This is a genomic window from Trichocoleus sp. FACHB-262 (assembly GCF_014696035.1).
Taxonomy (GTDB): domain Bacteria; phylum Cyanobacteriota; class Cyanobacteriia; order FACHB-46; family FACHB-46; genus Trichocoleus.
The window spans coordinates 52,242-71,744 of the sequence record NZ_JACJPK010000034.1 but is presented as its reverse complement, the minus strand read 5'-3'; the positions used below and the strand labels follow the sequence as shown (position 1 = coordinate 71,744).

General features: G+C 48.6%; 16 protein-coding genes. 10 read left to right on the top strand and 6 right to left on the bottom strand.

The genetic code is table 11. From position 1 onward, the window contains the following. The first annotated feature begins 9 nt into the window (after positions 1 to 9). The 3 genes from H6F68_RS06745 to fahA all read left to right on the top strand — a co-directional run bounded on the left by H6F68_RS06745 (position 10) and on the right by fahA (position 5,330). The gene (locus H6F68_RS06745) at positions 10 to 1,191 is read left to right on the top strand and encodes an acetyl-CoA C-acyltransferase (RefSeq protein ID WP_190557560.1); all 1,182 of its coding nucleotides are present in this window, start codon (positions 10 to 12) and stop codon (positions 1,189 to 1,191) included. 151 nt (positions 1,192 to 1,342) lie between these two features. Further along, positions 1,343 to 3,796: an acyl-CoA dehydrogenase gene (locus H6F68_RS06740; protein ID WP_190557558.1), complete on the top strand. Its 2,454-nt coding sequence runs from the start codon at positions 1,343 to 1,345 to the stop codon at positions 3,794 to 3,796. A 220-nt stretch (positions 3,797 to 4,016) separates the two neighbouring features. After that, a complete protein-coding gene (gene fahA / locus H6F68_RS06735) occupies positions 4,017 to 5,330 on the top strand; it encodes a fumarylacetoacetase (protein ID WP_190557556.1) in 1,314 nt (437 codons plus the stop codon). Between the two features lie 88 nt (positions 5,331 to 5,418). On the opposite strand, the gene H6F68_RS06730 is transcribed toward fahA, so the two are convergent. The 5 genes from H6F68_RS06730 to cysE form a co-directional block, all read right to left on the bottom strand. Beyond that, positions 5,419 to 6,177 (bottom strand): ferritin-like domain-containing protein, encoded by a 759-nt coding sequence (locus H6F68_RS06730; protein WP_190557554.1) that lies wholly within the window; start codon positions 6,175 to 6,177, stop codon positions 5,419 to 5,421. 13 nt (positions 6,178 to 6,190) lie between these two features. Continuing rightward, complete coding sequence (locus tag H6F68_RS06725) at positions 6,191 to 6,796, bottom strand: DJ-1/PfpI family protein (protein WP_190441623.1); 606 nt, start codon at positions 6,794 to 6,796, stop codon at positions 6,191 to 6,193. Positions 6,797 to 7,048: 252 nt separating this feature from the next. After that, positions 7,049 to 7,372 (bottom strand): hypothetical protein, encoded by a 324-nt coding sequence (locus tag H6F68_RS06720; protein WP_190441624.1) that lies wholly within the window; start codon positions 7,370 to 7,372, stop codon positions 7,049 to 7,051. Between the two features lie 149 nt (positions 7,373 to 7,521). Beyond that, a complete protein-coding gene (locus H6F68_RS06715) occupies positions 7,522 to 8,109 on the bottom strand; it encodes a Crp/Fnr family transcriptional regulator (RefSeq protein ID WP_190557552.1) in 588 nt (195 codons plus the stop codon). Positions 8,110 to 8,248: 139 nt separating this feature from the next. After that, positions 8,249 to 8,971, bottom strand: coding sequence for a serine O-acetyltransferase (cysE, locus tag H6F68_RS06710; RefSeq protein WP_190557550.1), 723 nt, complete (start codon positions 8,969 to 8,971; stop codon positions 8,249 to 8,251). A gap of 688 nt (positions 8,972 to 9,659) precedes the next feature. On the opposite strand from cysE, the gene H6F68_RS06705 reads away from it, so the two are divergent. The 3 genes from H6F68_RS06705 (at position 9,660) to H6F68_RS06695 (ending at position 12,994) form a co-directional block, all read left to right on the top strand. Next, the gene (locus H6F68_RS06705) at positions 9,660 to 11,153 is read left to right on the top strand and encodes an ABC transporter substrate-binding protein (RefSeq protein WP_190557548.1); all 1,494 of its coding nucleotides are present in this window, start codon (positions 9,660 to 9,662) and stop codon (positions 11,151 to 11,153) included. A 75-nt stretch (positions 11,154 to 11,228) separates the two neighbouring features. Then, positions 11,229 to 12,122 (top strand): ABC transporter permease, encoded by an 894-nt coding sequence (locus H6F68_RS06700; RefSeq protein WP_190557546.1) that lies wholly within the window; start codon positions 11,229 to 11,231, stop codon positions 12,120 to 12,122. A 56-nt stretch (positions 12,123 to 12,178) separates the two neighbouring features. Further along, complete coding sequence (locus H6F68_RS06695) at positions 12,179 to 12,994, top strand: ABC transporter ATP-binding protein (protein ID WP_190557544.1); 816 nt, start codon at positions 12,179 to 12,181, stop codon at positions 12,992 to 12,994. Between the two features lie 54 nt (positions 12,995 to 13,048). Here H6F68_RS06695 and H6F68_RS06690 read toward each other — a convergent pair whose 3' ends face one another. Next, the gene (locus tag H6F68_RS06690; RefSeq protein ID WP_190557542.1) at positions 13,049 to 15,064 is read right to left on the bottom strand and encodes a LysR substrate-binding domain-containing protein; all 2,016 of its coding nucleotides are present in this window, start codon (positions 15,062 to 15,064) and stop codon (positions 13,049 to 13,051) included. Positions 15,065 to 15,294: 230 nt separating this feature from the next. Between H6F68_RS06690 and H6F68_RS06685 the strand changes: the two genes are divergently transcribed. From H6F68_RS06685 to H6F68_RS06670, 4 genes are all read left to right on the top strand, one after another. Beyond that, complete coding sequence (locus H6F68_RS06685; RefSeq protein WP_190557540.1) at positions 15,295 to 16,998, top strand: fumarate reductase/succinate dehydrogenase flavoprotein subunit; 1,704 nt, start codon at positions 15,295 to 15,297, stop codon at positions 16,996 to 16,998. A 169-nt stretch (positions 16,999 to 17,167) separates the two neighbouring features. Continuing rightward, on the top strand, positions 17,168 to 17,395 hold the full coding sequence (locus tag H6F68_RS06680; protein ID WP_190554764.1) for a ferredoxin family protein: 228 nt from the start codon (positions 17,168 to 17,170) through the stop codon (positions 17,393 to 17,395). 9 nt (positions 17,396 to 17,404) lie between these two features. Next, positions 17,405 to 18,379 (top strand): HEAT repeat domain-containing protein, encoded by a 975-nt coding sequence (locus tag H6F68_RS06675; RefSeq protein WP_190557538.1) that lies wholly within the window; start codon positions 17,405 to 17,407, stop codon positions 18,377 to 18,379. Continuing rightward, complete coding sequence (locus tag H6F68_RS06670) at positions 18,372 to 19,460, top strand: Mrp/NBP35 family ATP-binding protein (RefSeq protein WP_190557536.1); 1,089 nt, start codon at positions 18,372 to 18,374, stop codon at positions 19,458 to 19,460. Before H6F68_RS06675 ends, H6F68_RS06670 begins: the two co-directional genes overlap by 8 nt. The last annotated feature ends 43 nt before the right edge of the window (positions 19,461 to 19,503 follow it).

Below are 19,503 nucleotides of genomic sequence, written 5' to 3'. Positions count from 1 at the left end.
GAAACGACCATGCAAGATGCATATATTGTAAGTAGCGTTCGGACGGCAGTGGGCAAAGCGCCTCGCGGTACTCTCCGCAACATGCGTCCTGACGATATGGGTGCGATCGCAGTCAAGGGAGCGATCGCCAAAGTCGAAGGACTAGACCCCAAACAGATTGACGATATCATCATCGGTTGCTCCTTCCCGGAAGCTGAACAAGGATTTAACTTGGGACGGGTGATTGCTCAACGGGCGGGATTACCCGACACCGTCGCAGGCTGCACCGTGAATCGCTTCTGTGCTTCGGGATTACAGACGATCGCAATGGCGACCCAAGCCGTGATGACAGGACAAGCCGATGTGATGGTCGCGGGTGGTGCTGAAACCATGAGCCTGATCCCGATGGGAGGTCATGCGATGGTTCCCAACCCAGACCTGATGACTTCAACGCCGCAAGTCTACTGCACAATGGGGTTAACGGCTGAAAATGTGGTGCAGCAGTATCACGTTTCGCGTGAAGATCAAGATGCCTTTGCTCTGCGATCGCACCAGCGAGCTTTGGCCGCCATTCAAGCAGGGAAATTTGAGGAAGAAACGATTCCGCTCCCCATTCACGAAACGCTATATGTAGATGGCGAAGCCAAAACGGTAGATATGGTCTTCCAAGTAGATGAAGGACCACGGGCGGACACCAGCATGGAAGCTCTAGCAAAACTGCCCTCTGTATTCCGGATGGGAGGCAGTGTCACGGCTGGCAATTCCTCGCAAATGTCCGATGGGGCTGCTGCCACAATCATCATGAGCCAACGCAAGATGGATGAGCTAGGCGTGAAACCAATGGGACGATTGTTAGGTTTCAGTGTGGCTGGCGTACCTCCGGAAGTGATGGGGATTGGGCCTGTAGAAGCAATTCCCAGGGTACTCAAGCAAGTCGGTTTAACCCTAGATGACATTGGCTTAATTGAACTCAATGAAGCCTTTGCCGCTCAATCTCTAGCTGTGATCCGTAAACTGGGTCTCAACGAGGAGATCATTAATGTCAATGGTGGCGCGATCGCTCTAGGACATCCTCTCGGCATGACTGGAGCTAAACTCACCGCTACAATTCTCCACGAGATGAAACGGCGCGGTGTGCGCTACGGCTTGGTGACGATGTGTGTCGGTGGCGGCATGGGCGCTGCTGGCGTGATTGAGAACCTGATGCTTTAAGCAAAACTTGAGGGATGTTGCCATTTTGTAGGGGCGAAGCATTCGGAACAAGACTTTCGGCTTCTCCCAATGGCAATCTACCGAATGCTTCGCCCCTACCGTTGCCCAACGATCATCGGTCATTTATCCGCATCTATTTGGATGAACAGCCATGATATCTATTCCATTGGCGATCGCCTTCTCTCTTTCCCTCTTTCTCCTCCTACTTCTCGCTTATTTAGGAGTGCCGCTCTGGGCTTGGTCACTTTATACAACGGGTATTCTGGCAGTTTTTCAAGCCCCTACTTGGCTGTGGATAGGATTCGGAATTGTAGCTTTGGTGCTGAATCTCCCTCTGTTGCGGCGATCGCTCCTTACAGTTCCCTTGATGAATGCAATTCAAGCGCTGAAGCTATTACCCAGTATTTCTGAAACCGAGAAAGCCGCGATCGAGGCAGGAACAGTTTGGGTCGATGGAGAATTTTTCTCTGGCGCACCTGACCTGAAACGGATGAACAGTGAGTCGTATCCAGAACTGTCAACCGAAAGTCAAGCATTTCTAGATGGGCCTGTAGAGCAAGTTTGCCGTATGGCGACGGATTGGGAGATCAATCGCCGTAAAGACTTGCCGCCAGAAGTGTGGCATTATCTCAAACAAGAGCGCTTCTTCGGCATGATGATTCCTCAAGAATACGGCGGGTTGGGTTTCTCCAACTTGGCCTACAGTGCGGTGATGGTGAAATTAGCATCGCGATCGTTTATCCATACAGCCACCGTTGGGGTCACCAATTCCCTTGGCCCCGCGAAACTGCTACTGAATTACGGCACCCCAGAGCAAAAAGAGTATTATCTCCCTCGATTAGCTAAGGGCGAAGAGATGCCTTGCTTTGCCCTCACTGAACCTACTGCTGGTTCTGATGCTGCCAGTATCACCTCAGAAGGCATTGTGTTCCGGGGTGGAGATGAAAAACTGTATCTGCTGTTGAACTTCCGCAAGCGCTATATCACCTTAGGGGCGATCGCTACCCTGATCGGCTTGGCTTTCAGGCTCCGCGACCCTGAAAATCTTTTAGGTAAGGGTGAGAATGTCGGCATTACCTGTGCCTTGATTCCAGCGGATACTCCCGGTCTAGTACTGGGTAAACGCCACGATCCTATGGGAGTGCCGTTTTACAACTCTCCGGTAGAAGGGCAGAATGTGGTTGTTTCCATTGACCAAATTATTGGTGGCAGTGAGCAGGCAGGCCAAGGCTGGAAGATGTTGATGCAAAGCTTGGCAGCAGGCCGAGGCATTAGTTTTCCTGCATCCTGTACAGGGATTGCCAAATTGGTCACGCGAGTTACCAGTGCCCACGCGGTAGTTAGACGTCAGTTTGGTTTATCCATTGGTCGCTTTGAAGGAGTAGAGGAACCCCTAGCCCGGATTGCTGGACTGACCTACCTGATGGAAGCAGCCCGCGCCTACACCTGCGCGGCAGTAGATAACGGAGAAAAACCAGCCGTTGTCTCCGCGATCGCCAAATATCAATTTACCGAGTTATCCCGTAAGTTAGTCAACGATGGCATGGATATTCTGGGCGGTTCAGGGATTTGCAAAGGCCCGCGAAACCTTTTAGCCAACGTCTACACCGCTATGCCCATACCGATTACAGTAGAAGGCGCAAATATTCTCACTCGCACCTTGATGATCTTTGGACAGGGAGCAATTCGTTGCCATCCTTATGTTTATCAAGAAGTCATAGCGCTGAATGCAGGAGATGCGATCGCCTTTGACCATGCTCTTTGGCCTCATATCGGCTTGATGGTCCGCAATACCATCCGGTCGATTGTGCTCAGTCTTTCCCGTGGAACATTGGCTCAATCTCCCGTATCTGGCCCTACAGCACAGTATTATCGCAAACTGGCTTGGGCATCTGCTACCTTTGCCACCCTCACAGACATCGCTCTGATTGCTTTTGGTGGTTCCTTGAAGCGACGGGAGAAGCTGACGGGGCGTTTTGCCGATGTGCTCTCCTGGATGTATCTAGGTATGGCTACCTTACGCCGCTTTGAGGCAGAGGGACGCAACCCAGAAGATCTCCCTCTGGTGCATTGGTCAATGCAGTATGCCTTTGCTCAAATTCAACTGGCATTTGAAGGGTTATTTGCCAATCTATCAATCCCTATCCTTGGCCCAGTGTTCCGAGGGCCGATCCTTTGGTGGTCTCGGCTCAATCCTATCGGCACCCTGCCAACAGATGAACTCGGCGGCACACTGGCTAAAGCGGTGGAGATGCCCGAAGGAGTACGCGATCGCCTCACCACCAATATCTACGTTCCCTCGCATCCGGATGAAGCGCTAGGACGATTGGAGCAAGCCTTTAAGCTGTCTATCCAAGCCGAAGTTATCCTCAAAACGATCAAAGCGGCTATCCGTGATGGTAAACTCCCACCTGCTAAGCCCGAAAAGTTGATCGATGCCGCTTTGGAAGCTGGAGTGATTACAGCAACAGAAGTCACCCTAATCCGCGAAGCCGAATCTGCACGTAATGAAGCCATTCAAGTAGATGCCTTCTCATTGGAGGAATACCAGCAAGGCGCACAACTCACCGCTTGGCCCACCAAAGAACTGATGCACCACGCATAAATTCACACTTTCTAAAAACTCGTAGGGACAAAGCATCCAGCCAGCAGTGTAAACCACCGACTGTAAACTCTGATCTGAATGCTTTGTCCAGTGCAAAGTTGAGCTAACTCAATAGTCTCGATCTGTCCTCAAGGACATAGCATTTGGAATGACCCTCAATTGTTTCCCCTTTTAATCACTGTTCAAATGCTATGCCTCTACAAGGAAGGTTTAAAGTGCTATGTCTTTTGCCATCAATGCCACGCATGATCCAAATTTGCGAAGTTGGGTAGAATCAGCTAACCAACCCAATACAGACTTTCCCATTCAAAACCTACCGTTGGGGGTGTTTCGCAGACACAACAGCACCGAATATCCTCGGCTGGGTGTAGCGATCGGCGAGCAAATTTTAGATCTCCTCCAGTGTCATGAATGTGGGCTTCTAGAAGGATTGCCTGGGAACCTGCAGGCAGCTTGTGTAGACTCTAATCTCAATGCTCTAATGGCTTTGGGTAATTTAGCAGCATCGGCATTACGGCAGCACTTGAGTGAGCTGTTGCGATCGCCTCAGCAGAATGCTTCCGTCAATTCCAATCTTCTCTTGCCCATGTCGGAAGCAGAGATGCTATTACCTGCGGCGATCGCTGACTATACAGACTTTTATGCGTTTATTTTTCATGCGACCAACATCGGCAAGCTGTTCCGTCCTGACAATCCCTTGCTGCCTAACTACAAATATGTACCAATCGCTTATCACGGGCGGGCTTCTTCCATTGTGGTCAGCGGTACAGCCATCAAGCGCCCCAACGGTCAACGCAAACCACCAGAAGCCACAGCGCCCAGCTTTGGCCCCAGTCAAATGTTGGACTACGAGCTGGAAGTCGGAGCTTTCATAGGAGTTGGCAATGAATTAGGGGAGGCGATCGCAATTGACCAGGCTGAGGATTATCTGTTTGGGCTGTGCTTAGTTAACGATTGGTCTGCCAGGGATGTTCAAGCTTGGGAATACCAACCGCTGGGACCATTTCTCGCCAAAAACTTCGCTACCAGCATTTCCCCTTGGGTGGTAACTTTAGAAGCTTTGGCTCCTTTTCGGAGTCCAGCGTTTCAGCGGGCTGAAGGAGATCCAGAACCTTTACCCTACTTAGCTTCTGAGCGCGATCGCCAACAGGGAGGCATTGCCATCACTGTCGAAGTATCTCTATGTTCTGCTCAAATGCGAGAGGCAGGCATTGAGCCTGTGCGGCTTAGTCAGGGTTCGTTTCAGCAAATGTATTGGACCTTGGCTCAGATGCTCACTCATCATGCCAGCAATGGTTGTAATCTCCGTCCTGCTGATTTGCTTGCCAGTGGCACTATCTCTGGAGCAGAACCAGGCTCTCAAGGATGCTTGTTAGAAATTACTCAACGCGGCTCTCAACCCATTGAACTACCCACCAGAGAAAAGCGATCGTTCCTGGTGGATGGAGATGAAATAATTCTACGGGGTTACTGTGAGAAATCTGGATATGCCCGCATTGGTTTCGGCACTTGCCAAGGAAGAGTAACAGGATGATGTTTAAGGGCAAAGACAAGGGATTGCCCCTACAGCTTTCTGGCTCACATTGTGCAAGGCCTTTTTTCGAATTAACCAGAAGTATCGGTTACGCTGCCACCTGGATTGCGGGTTCTTCAGAAGAGGCTTCTGTGGGAGCGCCATCTTGTACTAAGGAAGGCATCTGACCACTCTTCTGTACTAGGCTCCCAACCATTGCCAATAAAGCATTAACTTTGCGCGATCGCCATTCATCCACGAGTGCAGCCACTTGAGCAGCAGGTAAGCGACGCTCTAGCGCTTCATACAGATAGGCGGCATGTCCAGTTTCATCCTTGGCGATACTGAACATCCCTTTCTTCAGGCTGGCACTCCGTAGATCATCGTCAGGGAGAACTTGAGCCATCCGGGCAAAGTCTTTGCTGGCATCAAGTTCCAGAATATACGTACTGGCCATAAATACAGCCCAATCTATGTTTTCTGGTTTGAGGTCAGCCTGGGCATAGCCCTCAAAATAGGCAGCAAAGAAAGGACTACGGCGCTCTTCAGGTTTGCGATCTTCGGATTGCTTCGCCAGTTGTTTGAAATCGATCACTTGCTTGTTGAGTTGCTTCAACGCTTGAGCAAAGATTTGCCCATGTCGCCGTTCATCTGCGGCATGACGGCCTAGTTTCTCCGCTAACCAGGTATCTCCTTCGGCAGCAGCGCGATCGCGTAATGCTTCTAGAAACGGCACAGAGCCCGACTCAGCTAATTGAAATCCCGCAACAATATTAGGCCGTGTCAGGGGATCGCGAATTTGACTAGCGTAGACATAGGCTGTGGCCGCAGATCCGACTAAATGGAGAGCGTAAGTAAAAATATTCATTCTGGAGTTCACATTAAACAGCTGCCATCTCTTCTTGCTCGTGCTCAATCTTGGTGCCGAGGGCTTTGAGAAACTCAGCCAACCAGCGCGGATGAGCGGGCCAAGCAGGAGCTGAGATCAAATTGCCATCAGCGATCGCGTCATGCACAGCAATTTCTACATATTCTCCTCCAGCCCGATTCACGTCGGGGGCGCAGGTAGGATAAGCCGCACAACGCTTACCCGCCAACACACCAGCCGCTACCAAGACTTGCGGGCCATGACAAATCACCGCGATTGGTTTGTTGTGACCCGCAAAATGGCGCACAATCTCAATCACCCGCGAGTTGAGACGAATATACTCTGGTGCTCGTCCCCCTGGGATCACCAAGGCATCATAATTGGCTTCGTCAATATAGTCGAAGGTGGCGTTGAGTTCAAAGTTGTGCCCAGGTTTCTCGCTGTAGGTTTGGTCACCTTCAAAGTCATGAATCGCGGTTCGAATTTTGTCGCCTGCTTCTTTGTGGGGACAAATTGCGTGTACCGTATGCCCAACCATTTGTAACGCTTGGAAAGGCACCATCACTTCATAATCTTCGACGTAGTCGCCCACCAACATCAAAATTTGCTTGCTTGCCATCGTGATTAACTCCTGCCAGATGCCCTGAATGCTTGCAGCTCTAAATTAATGTCTAATCTAATCGGTTTGCTGCGTTATAGATGACATTGGTTAAAACTTGTATCGTTGCGCTACTCATTCATGCTAGCTCGCGATCGCATCCATAACCACCCAACACCTAAAGGTGCTAGCGGTGCCGCTTGTGAGTGCCCCAGTCATAGAAAGTTAATTACAAGACCCGCCTCTACCAAACCCGCCAAACTTTTAGCAACGTCAACCCAACGATTGGTTAGAACCTGCACAATTTTTGCAGTTCGACTCAGTTAACTTGGTAGCAGAAATCTCAGTAGTTGGCTTGGCAGAAAAGGAAGCCAGAGTTTGTTCGATAAAGTTTAGGCGCTGGCGATGCTGCAACCAAATGCGGCAAGCTTCTTCAGTCAGTTGAGCTTCTTCAGGGGGCAAGGATTCTTCGAACTGATTCTGGGCTAGCACCTTGGCTACCCGACTTGCTTGTTGATACTCTACCCCTGCTTTAACCAGCTCCGCATGGAATAGCCGTGTTTTTTCTTCAACGGATACAAAAAATCTAGTTGACATGAACAACTGGCGCGATCGCGGTTAGGAGGGGGCAACTACTACACAGTTTCGCTACTAGTTGACACGATTCGCATCCGCCTAAAGATTAACTTCTGACCCACATCAAAATCTACTCGTTATAGTCCTCTCATGGTTGCCCTAGATCTCCCCTAGATCTCATAGTGCCAAACTTCTTCTTCTTGCAGCACAATGCGCTGAAGGGATAGGCGACGAATCAAGCCCTGTTGCTCTAGCTGATTGAGAGTGCGGGTAATAGTGACGCGAGTGGAGCCGAGCATGTCAGCAATATCTTGGTGGGTGAGGCGGAGATCGATCAGTTGTCCTTGCTCAACTTGACGACCAAACTTTTTGCCTAACCAATTCAATAGCTTCAGCAGCATCATATCAACGCGACGATGGCTGCGAATTAGCGTCAACTCTCCAGCTTGTTGAATATGAGCCAGCAAAGCGGATTGAGTTTGCAGCCAATTGTCGGTTTGCAGCCGAGTTGCCTCTACTTTTGTCAAACACTCCAATTGATAGGGATCGATTTGGGCTAACGTTTTGCCCACAATTTCTCCTGCTCCCCACAAGCCCAGTGTGACGACAGTGCCATCCTCTAACCAGCTCAAGGCTCTAACTACACCCGTCTCAATCTTCCAGCAGCTCTCCGTTTCCAAAGGCAACAGCGATCGCGGCGCAAAATGCCGGGAATTTGTTGATGGGGCTTGAGTTCGGGGTAGCACGGAGATAGACATAGCCTTCAAAAATACTATATCCCGATAGACTAACCGGGGTTTAGATAAATGTCAATTTTTTGATAGAAAATCTGAATGAGTTTATTCAAGTTTTTTATCTCTAGCTTGAGAACCTAGCTTCAGAAGACAGGTACGAAAGCTAGATGCCTGCTCCATTGAGAAACTCTTCAATCATCAAGTCAGAGTTGGCTTTCTCACTTGACCCCCCTACTTCGCTTGAGGCAGGAAGTGAAGGAGCAGACGCTTGCAACTGCTCGATCTGTTGTTCTAAGAATTTAACTCGCTCAAACAATAGCTGAATTACTTCCGCTTCCACATCTCGTAATCCGCTATTGCTTGGGATTCCGGCACTTGTGCGATCTTGAGGAATTACCCGCCCTGGAATGCCCACGACAGTACTGTAGCTAGGAACATTTCGCAGCACCACTGAGCCTGCACCAATCCGGGTGTGATGGCCAATTTGGATATTACCTAACACCTTGGCTCCCGCGCCCACCACGACATGGTCTCCTACCGTTGGGTGCCGCTTCCCGGTTTCCTTGCCCGTTCCACCTAAGGTAACTCCTTGATAAATCAAGGCATAGTCGCCCACTATGGCTGTTTCCCCAATCACCACTCCCATCCCGTGGTCGATAAAGACTCCTTTGCCAATCTCGGCTCCCGGATGGATTTCGATTCCAGTTAGAAAACGGCTGAGTTGAGAAATGAGTCGAGGTACCAAAGGCACTTTCAGACCATGTAACCAGTGGGCTAAGCGATGGAACTGTAGGGCTTGCAGTCCAGGGTAGCAAAATAAGATTTCCAGCCAATTCCGGGCCGCTGGATCTCGCTCGTAAATTGTCCGAAAATCCGCTAACACCATAGTTGCTCGACCTCTCAAAAGCTTAGGTATTTTTCGCTGGAGACTAGGAACCAGCTAAACCCGCATAAAATATACGGTAACTCTATCAAGTTATAGTATTTTAGATCAATGGCATCCTATCATGCCTTGCAGTTGTAGAGCGAGCTGGCCTAGAAAGCCAGTAATTGTAGAGAGTGATTGTGGAGAGCGATCGCCCCTCCTCTTCCACCAAACAACCGTCATTCTTCAGATTTAGCTTCTGTAGAATGAAAAACTCCTGACTTTATTTAGAGCTTGTATTTATCGATACAACATTCAGCTAGATAGAGCACTTCTATAGAAGAAATATATTAACTCAATCGTTTTGTTTATCGATACCAAGCGTTCGCAGATTAGTTTGTTAGCGCAATTGCTTGAAAGCTATACATTTGCGGTTTTCCTGTCAGTAAATTTAATTGAGTTCGCAGCTTGAACTACCTGCTTGAACTTTGGTTTTGCCTATGGCATTGTCTTAATCAATCACTAACTACAAAAAACCTATCGATTAACCGTAGTTTCAAGGTATACTGCCTAAGATTCTACTGGAGAGGGTCCTGTTAGTGCCTACATTCATCGCTCTGGGGCAGTCGGCAATCAAGTGCAGCAGGTAAGCTCCTGTACTTCTAGAGCCGCTGAATCATTGCTCAAAACTTAGTTCTTGCTGTGAATTATGAACTCAATTGTTCGGAGAAGTGCTGTTTCCTGTTTGATTACAGTGTCCTTACTGTTTAGTAGTGGCTGTTCCAAAGAAGCTACTAATAGTTCGGGTGCTGATACAGGAAAAAAAGTAGTTCGTATTTCTATTGGCACTCAAGATCAGACCATCAATACAGTGACAGGTGGCTCGGTAATTCGTGAAGGAAAACTGCTAGAGAAATACTTACCTAAAACCGGAAAGTACGCCAATACAGAATACAAAATTGAGTGGTCTAGCTATACTTCTGCGCCACCATTGACTAACAAAATGTTGGCGAACCAAATTGATATTGGGATGATGGCAGACTTCCCTTCTACCATTAACATCACTACATTTCAAAAGAAGGGAAATGGGGTCAAAACTAAATACATTGCTACCCTCGCTTACAGTCCCAACGGCGCGGGTAACGCGGTAGTGGTCCCCAAAGATAGCCCTTACAAAACGCTGCAAGATCTGAAAGGTAAGACGATTTCTGTACCGTTCGGTTCTTCGGCCCACGGCATGATCCTGAAGTCACTCAAAGATGCAGGAATTGACCCGCAAAAAGATGTCACGCTCGTTAGTCAGTCTCCGGAAGTGGGAGGCAGCAGCTTACAGAAAAGCCAGATTGATGCCCATGCGGACTTTGTGCCTTACGGCGAGTTGTTTCCATTTCGCGGTTTCGCCCGCAAGATTTTGGATGGTGCCCAAGCAGGCACACCCACTTTTCACGGGGTAGTGGTGCGTTCAGATTTTGCTGAAGCCAATCCAGAAATTGTGGTGGCGTATCTGAAGGCGGTGCTGGAAGCAAACAAACTCTTCCGCGAGCAGCCAGAAGTTGTAGCTAGCAACATTCAGAAATGGTCTGGGATTGAAAAAGAAGTGGTTTACATGTTTCTGGGGCCTTCTGGCATTCAGAAGCTTGATCCCAGAATTCAGTCTTACCAGTTGACAGCACTCAAAAATAGCGTCACCACCCTCAAGCAAATTGGCAAGTTAGATGCCAGCGTCAATCCAGATGATGTCGCAACTTGGGCGGATGACAGCTATCTGAAACAGGCAACTAAAGAACTGGGCGTGAGTGAAGCGGAACTTGGCACTCTTGCTGATCAGAATGTGATCGGCGGTAAAGATGCGCTGACCCAAGAGCCGATTACAGAGCCTAAGTTAGCCGCTCAAGTCTGGGTTAAAGGTGAAGATAAGGTAATTAACTTTGCTTCGATCGAAAACATGGTGACGGCATTGGACAAGCTCAAAAAAGAGGGTAAAACCCCTAGTGTCATGTTTGTCCACGATCGCACCAATGGCTGGAAGTTGTTTGCCGAAAAGTCCTTCTACGTGCAGAACGGTGATGAAGTAGCGGCTTTCCTGTTAGAACCCGATGCCCAAGCCTTTGCCGAGAAAGCAGGAACTAAGGTCGCTGACTTTAATGGTCTACAGACGCTCTATGCTCAAAGTGCTCAGCCCGCCGCGATCGCTGCTAAGTAAATCGTATTTATCCTGAAACATCACACTTTGTCTATTTTGGGTATTGCCTGAGTTCCTTTCACGGAAAGATGTCGCATGTCTAGCTCCTCCTCTTCTAAGCGTTCTAGCAAAACTACCTGGCTCAGCAGCTTAAGTGGCTTTGTAAGCCAACTGCAAAGCCAATCTCAACGTAGTCAGCGGTCTGCTCGTTTGCCCTTTCCTACAGGTAAAGTACTCAGGCAATGCCTTTCTCTGGTTCTCTTTTTTGGGATTTGGCAATTGCTCTGTATGGCGAAGTTTAATTTCTTTGTCAGCTTTGAATTTTTGCCATCTCCATTAGAAGTCTTTCACGCGACTGTGGAATTCTTCACGGGCAACGCAATGGTGCATATTCAGGCCAGCGCAATTCGAGTGTTAGTTGGCTTTAGTGTTGCCACTATATTAGGGGTGAGCTTAGGAATCTTAATCGGCTGGTTCCAGAAACTAGAAGATTTAATCTTTCTGCCTCTAGAAATCCTGCGGCCTATCCCAGCCGTTGCCTGGATTCCCTTAGCAATTTTGATGTTTCCTACGTCCGAAGCAGGGATGATCTACATCACCTTTTTAGGAGCCTTCTTCCCTATCCTCATTAGTACAATTCGGGGGGTGGAGGGAACCGATGTGATTTTGCTCCGAGTGGGGCAATGTCTAGGAGCTAAGCAGTGGCATATCTTTAAGGATATTGTGGTCCCTGGTGCCATGCCTTGTATTGCTAGCGGTCTGGTGATTGGCATGGGGAATTCCTGGTTTTGTTTAGTAACGGCTGAAATCTTGGCAGGTCGCTACGGTGTGGGTTATATCACTTGGGAGTCTTATGTCACTTCTAACTATCCCCCCATTGTCATGGGTATGTTGTTGATTGGTTTGATGGGATTGTTTAGTACTTACTTAGTCGATCGCTTGACTGGCTTACTCATGCCCTGGCGGATCACTCAGAAACAACGAACTTAGCTTCATAGCGCTAGGGATTGCTAATGAATTCGTGAGTGTGGAGAGATAGCAGAACTATGACAAAGTTAGTAGAAAGAACGAGCAAGCCTTCGGTAAAAGGGCTAGTAGAAGTTGAGCAGTTGTCAGTTTCCTTCAAGCGTCAGGGACATCATATTCCGGTTCTGGAATTGATCGATTTAAAGATTAATCCTGGTGAATTTGTCTGTTTGCTCGGCCCCTCTGGTTGTGGCAAGTCTACAATCTTAAACTCTATTGCTGGCTTCATTCGACCTAATCGAGGCTATATCTCGGTTGATCAACGCTTAGTCGATCAACCTGGAGCCGACCGAGGCTTTGTCTTTCAGCAATATTCGCTATTACCTTGGAAGACAACCTTTCAGAATATTGAATTTGGCTTAAAGATTCGCGGTTTATCTAAGACGGAACGCGAAGCACTGGTGCATGAATACCTAAATCGAGTCGGGCTTTATAAGCATCGCCATTCCTATCCCCACCAGTTGTCCGGCGGAATGCAGCAAAGAGCCAGTATTGTGCGAGCCTTAGTGAATTCTCCTTCTGTGTTGCTGATGGATGAACCATTTGCGGCACTAGATGCCCAAACCCGACACATGATGCAGGAGCTATTGCTCAGCATTTGGAGCGACTTAAAGACAACTGTTGTTTTCGTAACTCATGACATTGAAGAAGCCATTTTTCTAAGCGATCGCATCTTTGTCATGGGTGTAAATCCAGGCCGTATTAAGACTACCTTGATGGTGCCATTACCTCGCCCTCGCCACACTGATGACATCTTATCTCCTGAATTTGTGCAACTCAACCGTCAGATCTTTGAGCTAATTCGAGAAGAAACGTTGAAGAGTATGGACGTGTAGAAGGAGGGATGAAGAAGGGAAAGAATGTAGATTTTTGGTGTGCTGTAGGGTAACTTAGAGCCGAGCTTTGGCGGTTTGAAGGAGATCAGGTTGAACCCATTGGTTGAGATCGATCGCTTTTAGGCTCTCATTCCCTGGAATCAAGCTGAGTTGCGCGATGTGTTGAGCGATCCAATCAGGCCGAATGGTCATTTCTGAAAAGAAACGTCCTGGTTGTTGCTTCTGGAAGGTACTGCTGAGCAGTTGCACAATGATTTCGGCATCAAGTTGGGTCCAACGACTAATCAAGGGTAAAGCCGCAGAGGTGTTAGCGCACCAATATTGAGCCGCTTGCAAGGCTTTCAAGTAAGCAATCACGATCTCTGGATGTCGTTCTGCTAAGACTTCGCTCACTACGACAGCATGAAACGCCGGGAGACCGCTTAAGTCATCGTCCAACAGATAGCGGAACTTTCCTTGCTGGCAAGCGATCGCGTGGAAGGGAGCAAAGTGAGCATAACCATCGGCGAGTTTGGTTGGGTGTTGGAAAGGACGATTTAAGTTTGCTTGATCGAGTGCGGCAATGGTTACGTCTGACAAAAGATTAGCCGCTTGGAGCGATCGCATCACCATGCCATGAGCGGAGGAACTGAAGGGAACCGCAATCACTCGCCCCCGCAAATCTTCTACACTCTGCAATTTAGATTCATGCGGCACAATCACAGCATTGCAAGAGCCATCTGGATTAGCTGAGACAAAACTGACCAAGCGAGTTTTAGAGACTGGATGAGGAGAGTCTAAGGGAGACGTGGCACTGAGCAGAGAAGGATAATCACCCAATAAGCCAATATCTAGTTGCCCTGACTGTAACCCTTGAATAATGGGGGCACCCAGGGAGAAATCTTGCCACTGAATTTGATATTGAGTAGAACTGTAGCGACCGCTCCTGGGTAAGAAATGTTCTAGCAAGCCCAAGCGCTGAATTACTAAACCTCCTGTCACCGTGGGAATCGTGGCATTCTGTATCCCAATTCGAATGGTGATCGTTTCAGGGTGGTGAGTTTGATGAGATCGCGTAATTAAGCTGGGCGATCGCAGGCGCACGGAGGGTTCAGTTGCAGGAGACGCAGCCGTTAACTCAGAAGTAGAAGTTTGAGCGGGTTGAACGAGAGCCGCAAACTTTTGGATCGGATTTAAGCTTGGAGATTTACGACTGGGGCGATCGCTGGGTGGTATAACTGACTGACTTAAGCGCTGGGGTAGCAACAAAAATACATTGCCTGGCAAAGGAAATTCTTGGAGCGGAATGCTCGTCAAAATACGGGATTGTCGTTCAGACTTGAATTCTAAATCTGAAGCAAATCCTACATAGTTTCCTTGGGTTAAATAAGTCCGTACCAAGCTTAAAGTATCAACGGTTTCAATTTGAGGAAAGTCAGCGAGCGATCGCCCCAATTCGGTTAGCCGAGATTCCAAAACTAGACGATTTGCAGAACTAGCAGGTAGTACCACCCATCTTTGCTTTTGCAACTCCTTTAAACTTAACCATTTCTGTTTGGTTAGAGGATGGTTTGTTGCCACGATCAAAGCATAGTGAATGGGGGCGATCGCTGTAGCCGAGATTTCAGCAAAATCACCCAAATCAATTTCTGAAACACCTAGATCAATTTGGTTGCTCGTTAAAGCTCGATGCAGACTTTCGGCTGAATCAAACACAACACACTGAGTTTGAATATCAGGATACTGCTGACGATAGCGAAAGAGTACCTCTGGGAGCCAGTGTTCCGCGATCGCAGTAGTGCAGCCAACCTTCAGTTGACCTAATTTTCCTTGTTTAATTTCCTCAATCGTCTTGAGTAGATGGTTCTCTAGATCAATCAGCTTTTGGCCTTCGGTAAATAGAAATTGACCCACTTCTGTAAGCTGAACCTTGCGACCTAAACGATGAAAAAGTGAAGTGCCAATTTCTGACTCTAAAGATTTAATTTTGGCACTCACCGCAGGCTGAGTTAAGTTCAGAGTATCTGCCGCCTCAGTAAAACTTAAATATCGAGCAACTTCCAGAAAAACTCGAACTTGATAAACCTCCACAGCCCCACAACCCTTATTTGAAATTTTCTTGATTTTGCCAATATCAAAGTATTCTATCAGTCAATAAAAAATGTGGATAGAGAAACAGTGATTCTTGATTCAAAATGAAAACATGAGTTTTAGTTTCTTCGTTATTCGAGATTCAGTAAGATCTAACTTTTGAAGTTATTCTTGCTGACAGTTTTTTACTACTGAAGTAATAGATTATCGCTACTAGAGGGATAGGTTGAGTGGATACTCAATGGCTGAAGACGGATGTTCTAGTGATTGGCGGCGGTACGGCGGGAACAATGGCTGCGATCAAGGCTAAGCAAGCAAATCCGGAAGGAGATGTGTTAGTCCTGGAAAAGGCTAACATCCGTCGTAGCGGGGCGATCGCGATGGGAATGGATGGCGTCAATACCGCTGTGATTCCGGGTCACTCCACACCAGAACAATATGTGCGAGAAGTTACGATCGCCAATGATGGCATTCTCGATCAGCGAGCGGTTTACCAAACGGGCAAACTCGGTTACGAAACGATTCAAGAACTAGAAAGCTGGGGCGTTAAGTTTCAAAAGGATGCTCAAGGCAACTACGACTTGAAGCAAGTGCATCGGGTGGGCAAATATGTGTTGCCGATGCCTGAAGGAAAAGACTTAAAGACGATTTTGGCTCGCCAAGTAAAGCGTCACAAGGCCAGAGTCACCAATCGCGTCATGGCTACGCGGATTTTAGTCAAAGACGGTCGGGCGATCGGAGCCGTTGGGTTTGATGTCCGCAATGGTGATTTTGTGGTGATTCAAGCCAAGGCTGTCATCCTCTGTACTGGGGCTTGTGGGCGCTTGGGCTTACCTGCTTCTGGTTATCTCTATGGCACCTACGAGAATCCCACCAATGCGGGGGATGGCTACTCAATGGCCTACCATGCAGGTGCCGAGCTATCCAACATCGAATGTTTTCAGATCAATCCTTTGATGAAGGATTACAACGGCCCCGCCTGCGCTTATGTAGCTAGCCCGTTTGGGGCTTATACCGCTAATGCAGAAGGACATCGCTTCATTAGCTGTGACTACTGGAGTGGCCAGATGATGCTGGAGGTTTGGAAGGAACTGAACTCTGGTAAAGGCCCTGTGCAACTCAAGATGACTCACTTAGATGAGGACACAATTTCTGAGATTGAATCGGTTCTTTGGGCGAATGAGCGTCCTAGCCGAGGGAGATTTCACGAGGGGCGAGGTGAAAACTATCGCACCCACGGAGTCGAAATGAACATCTCCGAGATTGGTCTGTGCAGCGGTCATAGTGCTTCTGGTGTCCGGGTAAATGAAAAAGCTGAAACCACGGTACCTGGCCTTTATGCGGCGGGGGACATGGCGAGTGTGCCTCACAACTATATGATTGGAGCCTTTGTCTTTGGTCGCTTGGCAGGTACCAACGCCGTGGAATACGGCCAAGATTTAGAGCATGTTGAGCCTGATCAAGAGTTTCTGGAAGCCGAGAGACAGCGCATCTACGCTCCTTTAAGCCGCCCCGACGGTATCCCGCATACGCAAGTAGAGTTTAAGCTACGCCGCTTGGTGAATGATTATCTGCAACCTCCGAAAGTAGATCACAAAATGGAGATTGGCCTCAGACATTTTGTGCGTTATCACGAAGCCCTAGACCAAATGGGAGCCCGCGATCCCCATGAATTAATGCGCTGTATGGAGGTTCATTTTATCCGCGACTGTGCAGAGATGGCGGCAAGAGCTTCTTTGTATCGGCGCGAGAGCCGCTGGGGTCTGTATCACTATCGCGTAGATTGCCCAGAAAAGAACAATGAAGAGTGGTTCTGCCATGTCATTGTGCAGCAAGATGAGACAGGGGAGATGAATCTGTTCAAGCGGCCTGTAGAACCTTATGTGGTGCAGGTAGATTTGGAACGAGAAGTTTATGATGTGGCGGTTCGTTGAAACCGAGCCTCGGGGCACTCGCCCCCAAACCCCCGTTGAGGGACGGTTGCATCCCTCAAACTCCCTCCAAAAAAGGTTCGACAGCGTAAGTGAAGCATAGAAAAGGTGGCTACTTAAGAGTTGTAGCAACAAATAGAGAAATGGAATGTAAGTTTGGAGAATATATTATATGGCGTTAGCGACACAACGGGTAGATGTGCCTGTGATTGTGGATGAGTCGAAGTGCTTGGAAAAGTGTACAGCTTGCATTGAGGTTTGCCCGTTGGATGTCTTGGCGAAAAACCCTGAAACAGGGAAAGCCTACATGAAATATGACGAGTGTTGGTTCTGCTTACCTTGCGAGAAGGAGTGCCCCACCAATGCGATCACTGTGAAAATTCCATTCTTGTTAAGGTAAGGAAGAGAGATGTCTGTAGAGACGAATCAAGAGCTAGAGCCGTGGTTGGAGATGTTGCGATCGCCTGAGGTAAGCGATCGCTTGGTAGCTGTTAAAACTCTGCAACATTTGGGTGACGAAGAAGCTCTCATGCCACTAATGACAGCATTGCAAGATGAAAGTCCTGTGGTACAAAAATTGGCAGTAACAGCGCTTTGGGAACTGGCCAATCCAGCCGCAGTGCCAGCACTAATCAGTTGTTTGACTTCTCCTGATGAGGAAATTCGAGAGGAGGCGCAATCAGCTTTAGGCGAGTTGGTTTCTCCCGATCATCTACTGTTGTTGCTGGATGCTTTGCAGCAAAAGGATACTAACCTACAGTTCCATGCGCTGGTGCTGCTGCGCAAAATTCATGATGTGCAATCTCTTCCTTATGTGTTGCCATTTTTTGCTGCCGAGCTACCAGAACTACGAGAAGCAGCAATTACGACCTTGCGCTATCTAAACCAAGTCGATCGCTGCCAGCCTGCTTTGGCACTCCTACAAGATGCATCAGAAACGGTACGACGAGCGGCGGCTTTGACCTTAGGGCATTTGGCTGATGCAGAAGTGGTGCCTCTGTTGAGCCAAGCTCTGACGACTGATGCTGATTGGCAGGTACGCCGCAATGCAGCTAAGTCTCTTGCAATTCATGCAGCACCAGCCGCTACCCCAACGCTTCAGCAAGCCTTGAGCGATGAACATTGGCAGGTACGAAAGGCTGTGGCACAAGCACTTCAGCAGACACCTGATGAACAGGTGATGCCTGACTTAGTTAGGGCCTTAGCGGATGAGTGTTCTGATGTGCGGCGAGAAGCGGCGATCGCTCTGGGCAACCTATTGCATCCTGCGGCCATCAATCCCTTGAATCAGGCGCTAGATGATCCAGACAGAGATGTATGCATCTACGCCCAACGAGCTATCCAAAAAATTCAGAACTCCCTCAACGCGATTCCTAATGTCTAGCCACTCTTCTCCTTTTCGTTCTCCTAGTCTCGCCGAAGCACCCCCTGAAGCTGCTCCTGATCCATCATTGCTGGCACGTCAATCAGAGGTAGTGGCTCGCCTCAAACAGGTAGTAGAACCTGTTTTGCAGAATGACATTGTCAGTCTGGGTATGGTGCGCAATCTCCGCATTGTGGAGGATTATGTTTATCTGCGGCTGTATGTTGGGACTCATCAACAGGAACTAGAAGCCAAGGTGCGATCGCGTTTGTCTGATTTAACTTGGTGCAAAAAACTCTATGTTCAGCTTTGCACAATTCCAGGCGTAAAAACTACACTGGCGATTTCTAGCGGCAAAGGAGGCGTAGGCAAATCAACAGTGTCGGTGAATTTGGCAGCAGCACTGGCCCAACAAGGAGCGAAGGTTGGAATTTTGGATGCTGATGTCTACGGTCCTAATATTCCGCAGATGTTGGGGCTAAACCAGACAGAAGTACAGATTGTGGAGACTCCAGCAGGGCAGCGATTTATCCCTCTAGAAGCCCACGGCATCAAAGTAATGTCAGTAGGGCTATTAGCAGAACCCGATCATCCCTTGGCTTGGCGCGGGCCTGTGCTCCACAAAATCATTACCCAATTTATCCAAGAGGTAGAGTGGGGCGAGTTAGATTATTTATTGATCGATCTCCCCCCTGGTACCGGAGATGCCCAAATCACGATTATTCAGGAGAGTCCGATTCGGGGTGTCTTGTTGGTCACGACTCCGCAGCAGGTTGCGGTTGCTGATGTCCGCCGGAGTATCCATATGTTTCGGCGGGTGGGAGTTCCGGTGTTGGGCATTATCGAGAACATGAGTTATTTGGTTTGTGGTAGTTGTGGCGATCGCACCCCTATTTTTGGCAGTGGCGGTGGCCAGCAGTTAGCGGCTGAGTTGCAAGCGCCTTTACTCGGAGAAGTACCGATCGCGGCTCCGATTTGTCAAGGCGGAGATGCAGGCCAACCGATTGCGAGCGCAGACCCCAACGCCTTGGCGAGTCAGGTATTTCAACAGATTGCAGCTGGCATTCACCAAACTTTCCAACTTCCGGGGATGGGTAATTAATGGGGAACGGTAGCTGTGGGAGTTGTGTCTACTTCTACAACTC

Excerpts from the sequence above, each read along its gene's own strand:
- H6F68_RS06745 (WP_190557560.1), top strand. The coding sequence starts at position 10 with ATGCAAGATGCATATATTGTAAGTAGCGTTCGGACGGCAGTGGGCAAA.
- H6F68_RS06740 (WP_190557558.1), top strand. The coding sequence starts at position 1,343 with ATGATATCTATTCCATTGGCGATCGCCTTCTCTCTTTCCCTCTTTCTC.
- fahA (WP_190557556.1), top strand. The coding sequence starts at position 4,017 with ATGTCTTTTGCCATCAATGCCACGCATGATCCAAATTTGCGAAGTTGG.
- H6F68_RS06730 (WP_190557554.1), bottom strand. The coding sequence starts at position 6,177 with ATGAATATTTTTACTTACGCTCTCCATTTAGTCGGATCTGCGGCCACA.
- H6F68_RS06725 (WP_190441623.1), bottom strand. The coding sequence starts at position 6,796 with ATGGCAAGCAAGCAAATTTTGATGTTGGTGGGCGACTACGTCGAAGAT.
- H6F68_RS06720 (WP_190441624.1), bottom strand. The coding sequence starts at position 7,372 with ATGTCAACTAGATTTTTTGTATCCGTTGAAGAAAAAACACGGCTATTC.
- H6F68_RS06715 (WP_190557552.1), bottom strand. The coding sequence starts at position 8,109 with ATGTCTATCTCCGTGCTACCCCGAACTCAAGCCCCATCAACAAATTCC.
- cysE (WP_190557550.1), bottom strand. The coding sequence starts at position 8,971 with ATGGTGTTAGCGGATTTTCGGACAATTTACGAGCGAGATCCAGCGGCC.
- H6F68_RS06705 (WP_190557548.1), top strand. The coding sequence starts at position 9,660 with ATGAACTCAATTGTTCGGAGAAGTGCTGTTTCCTGTTTGATTACAGTG.
- H6F68_RS06700 (WP_190557546.1), top strand. The coding sequence starts at position 11,229 with ATGTCTAGCTCCTCCTCTTCTAAGCGTTCTAGCAAAACTACCTGGCTC.
- H6F68_RS06695 (WP_190557544.1), top strand. The coding sequence starts at position 12,179 with ATGACAAAGTTAGTAGAAAGAACGAGCAAGCCTTCGGTAAAAGGGCTA.
- H6F68_RS06680 (WP_190554764.1), top strand. The coding sequence starts at position 17,168 with ATGGCGTTAGCGACACAACGGGTAGATGTGCCTGTGATTGTGGATGAG.
- H6F68_RS06675 (WP_190557538.1), top strand. The coding sequence starts at position 17,405 with ATGTCTGTAGAGACGAATCAAGAGCTAGAGCCGTGGTTGGAGATGTTG.
- H6F68_RS06670 (WP_190557536.1), top strand. The coding sequence starts at position 18,372 with ATGTCTAGCCACTCTTCTCCTTTTCGTTCTCCTAGTCTCGCCGAAGCA.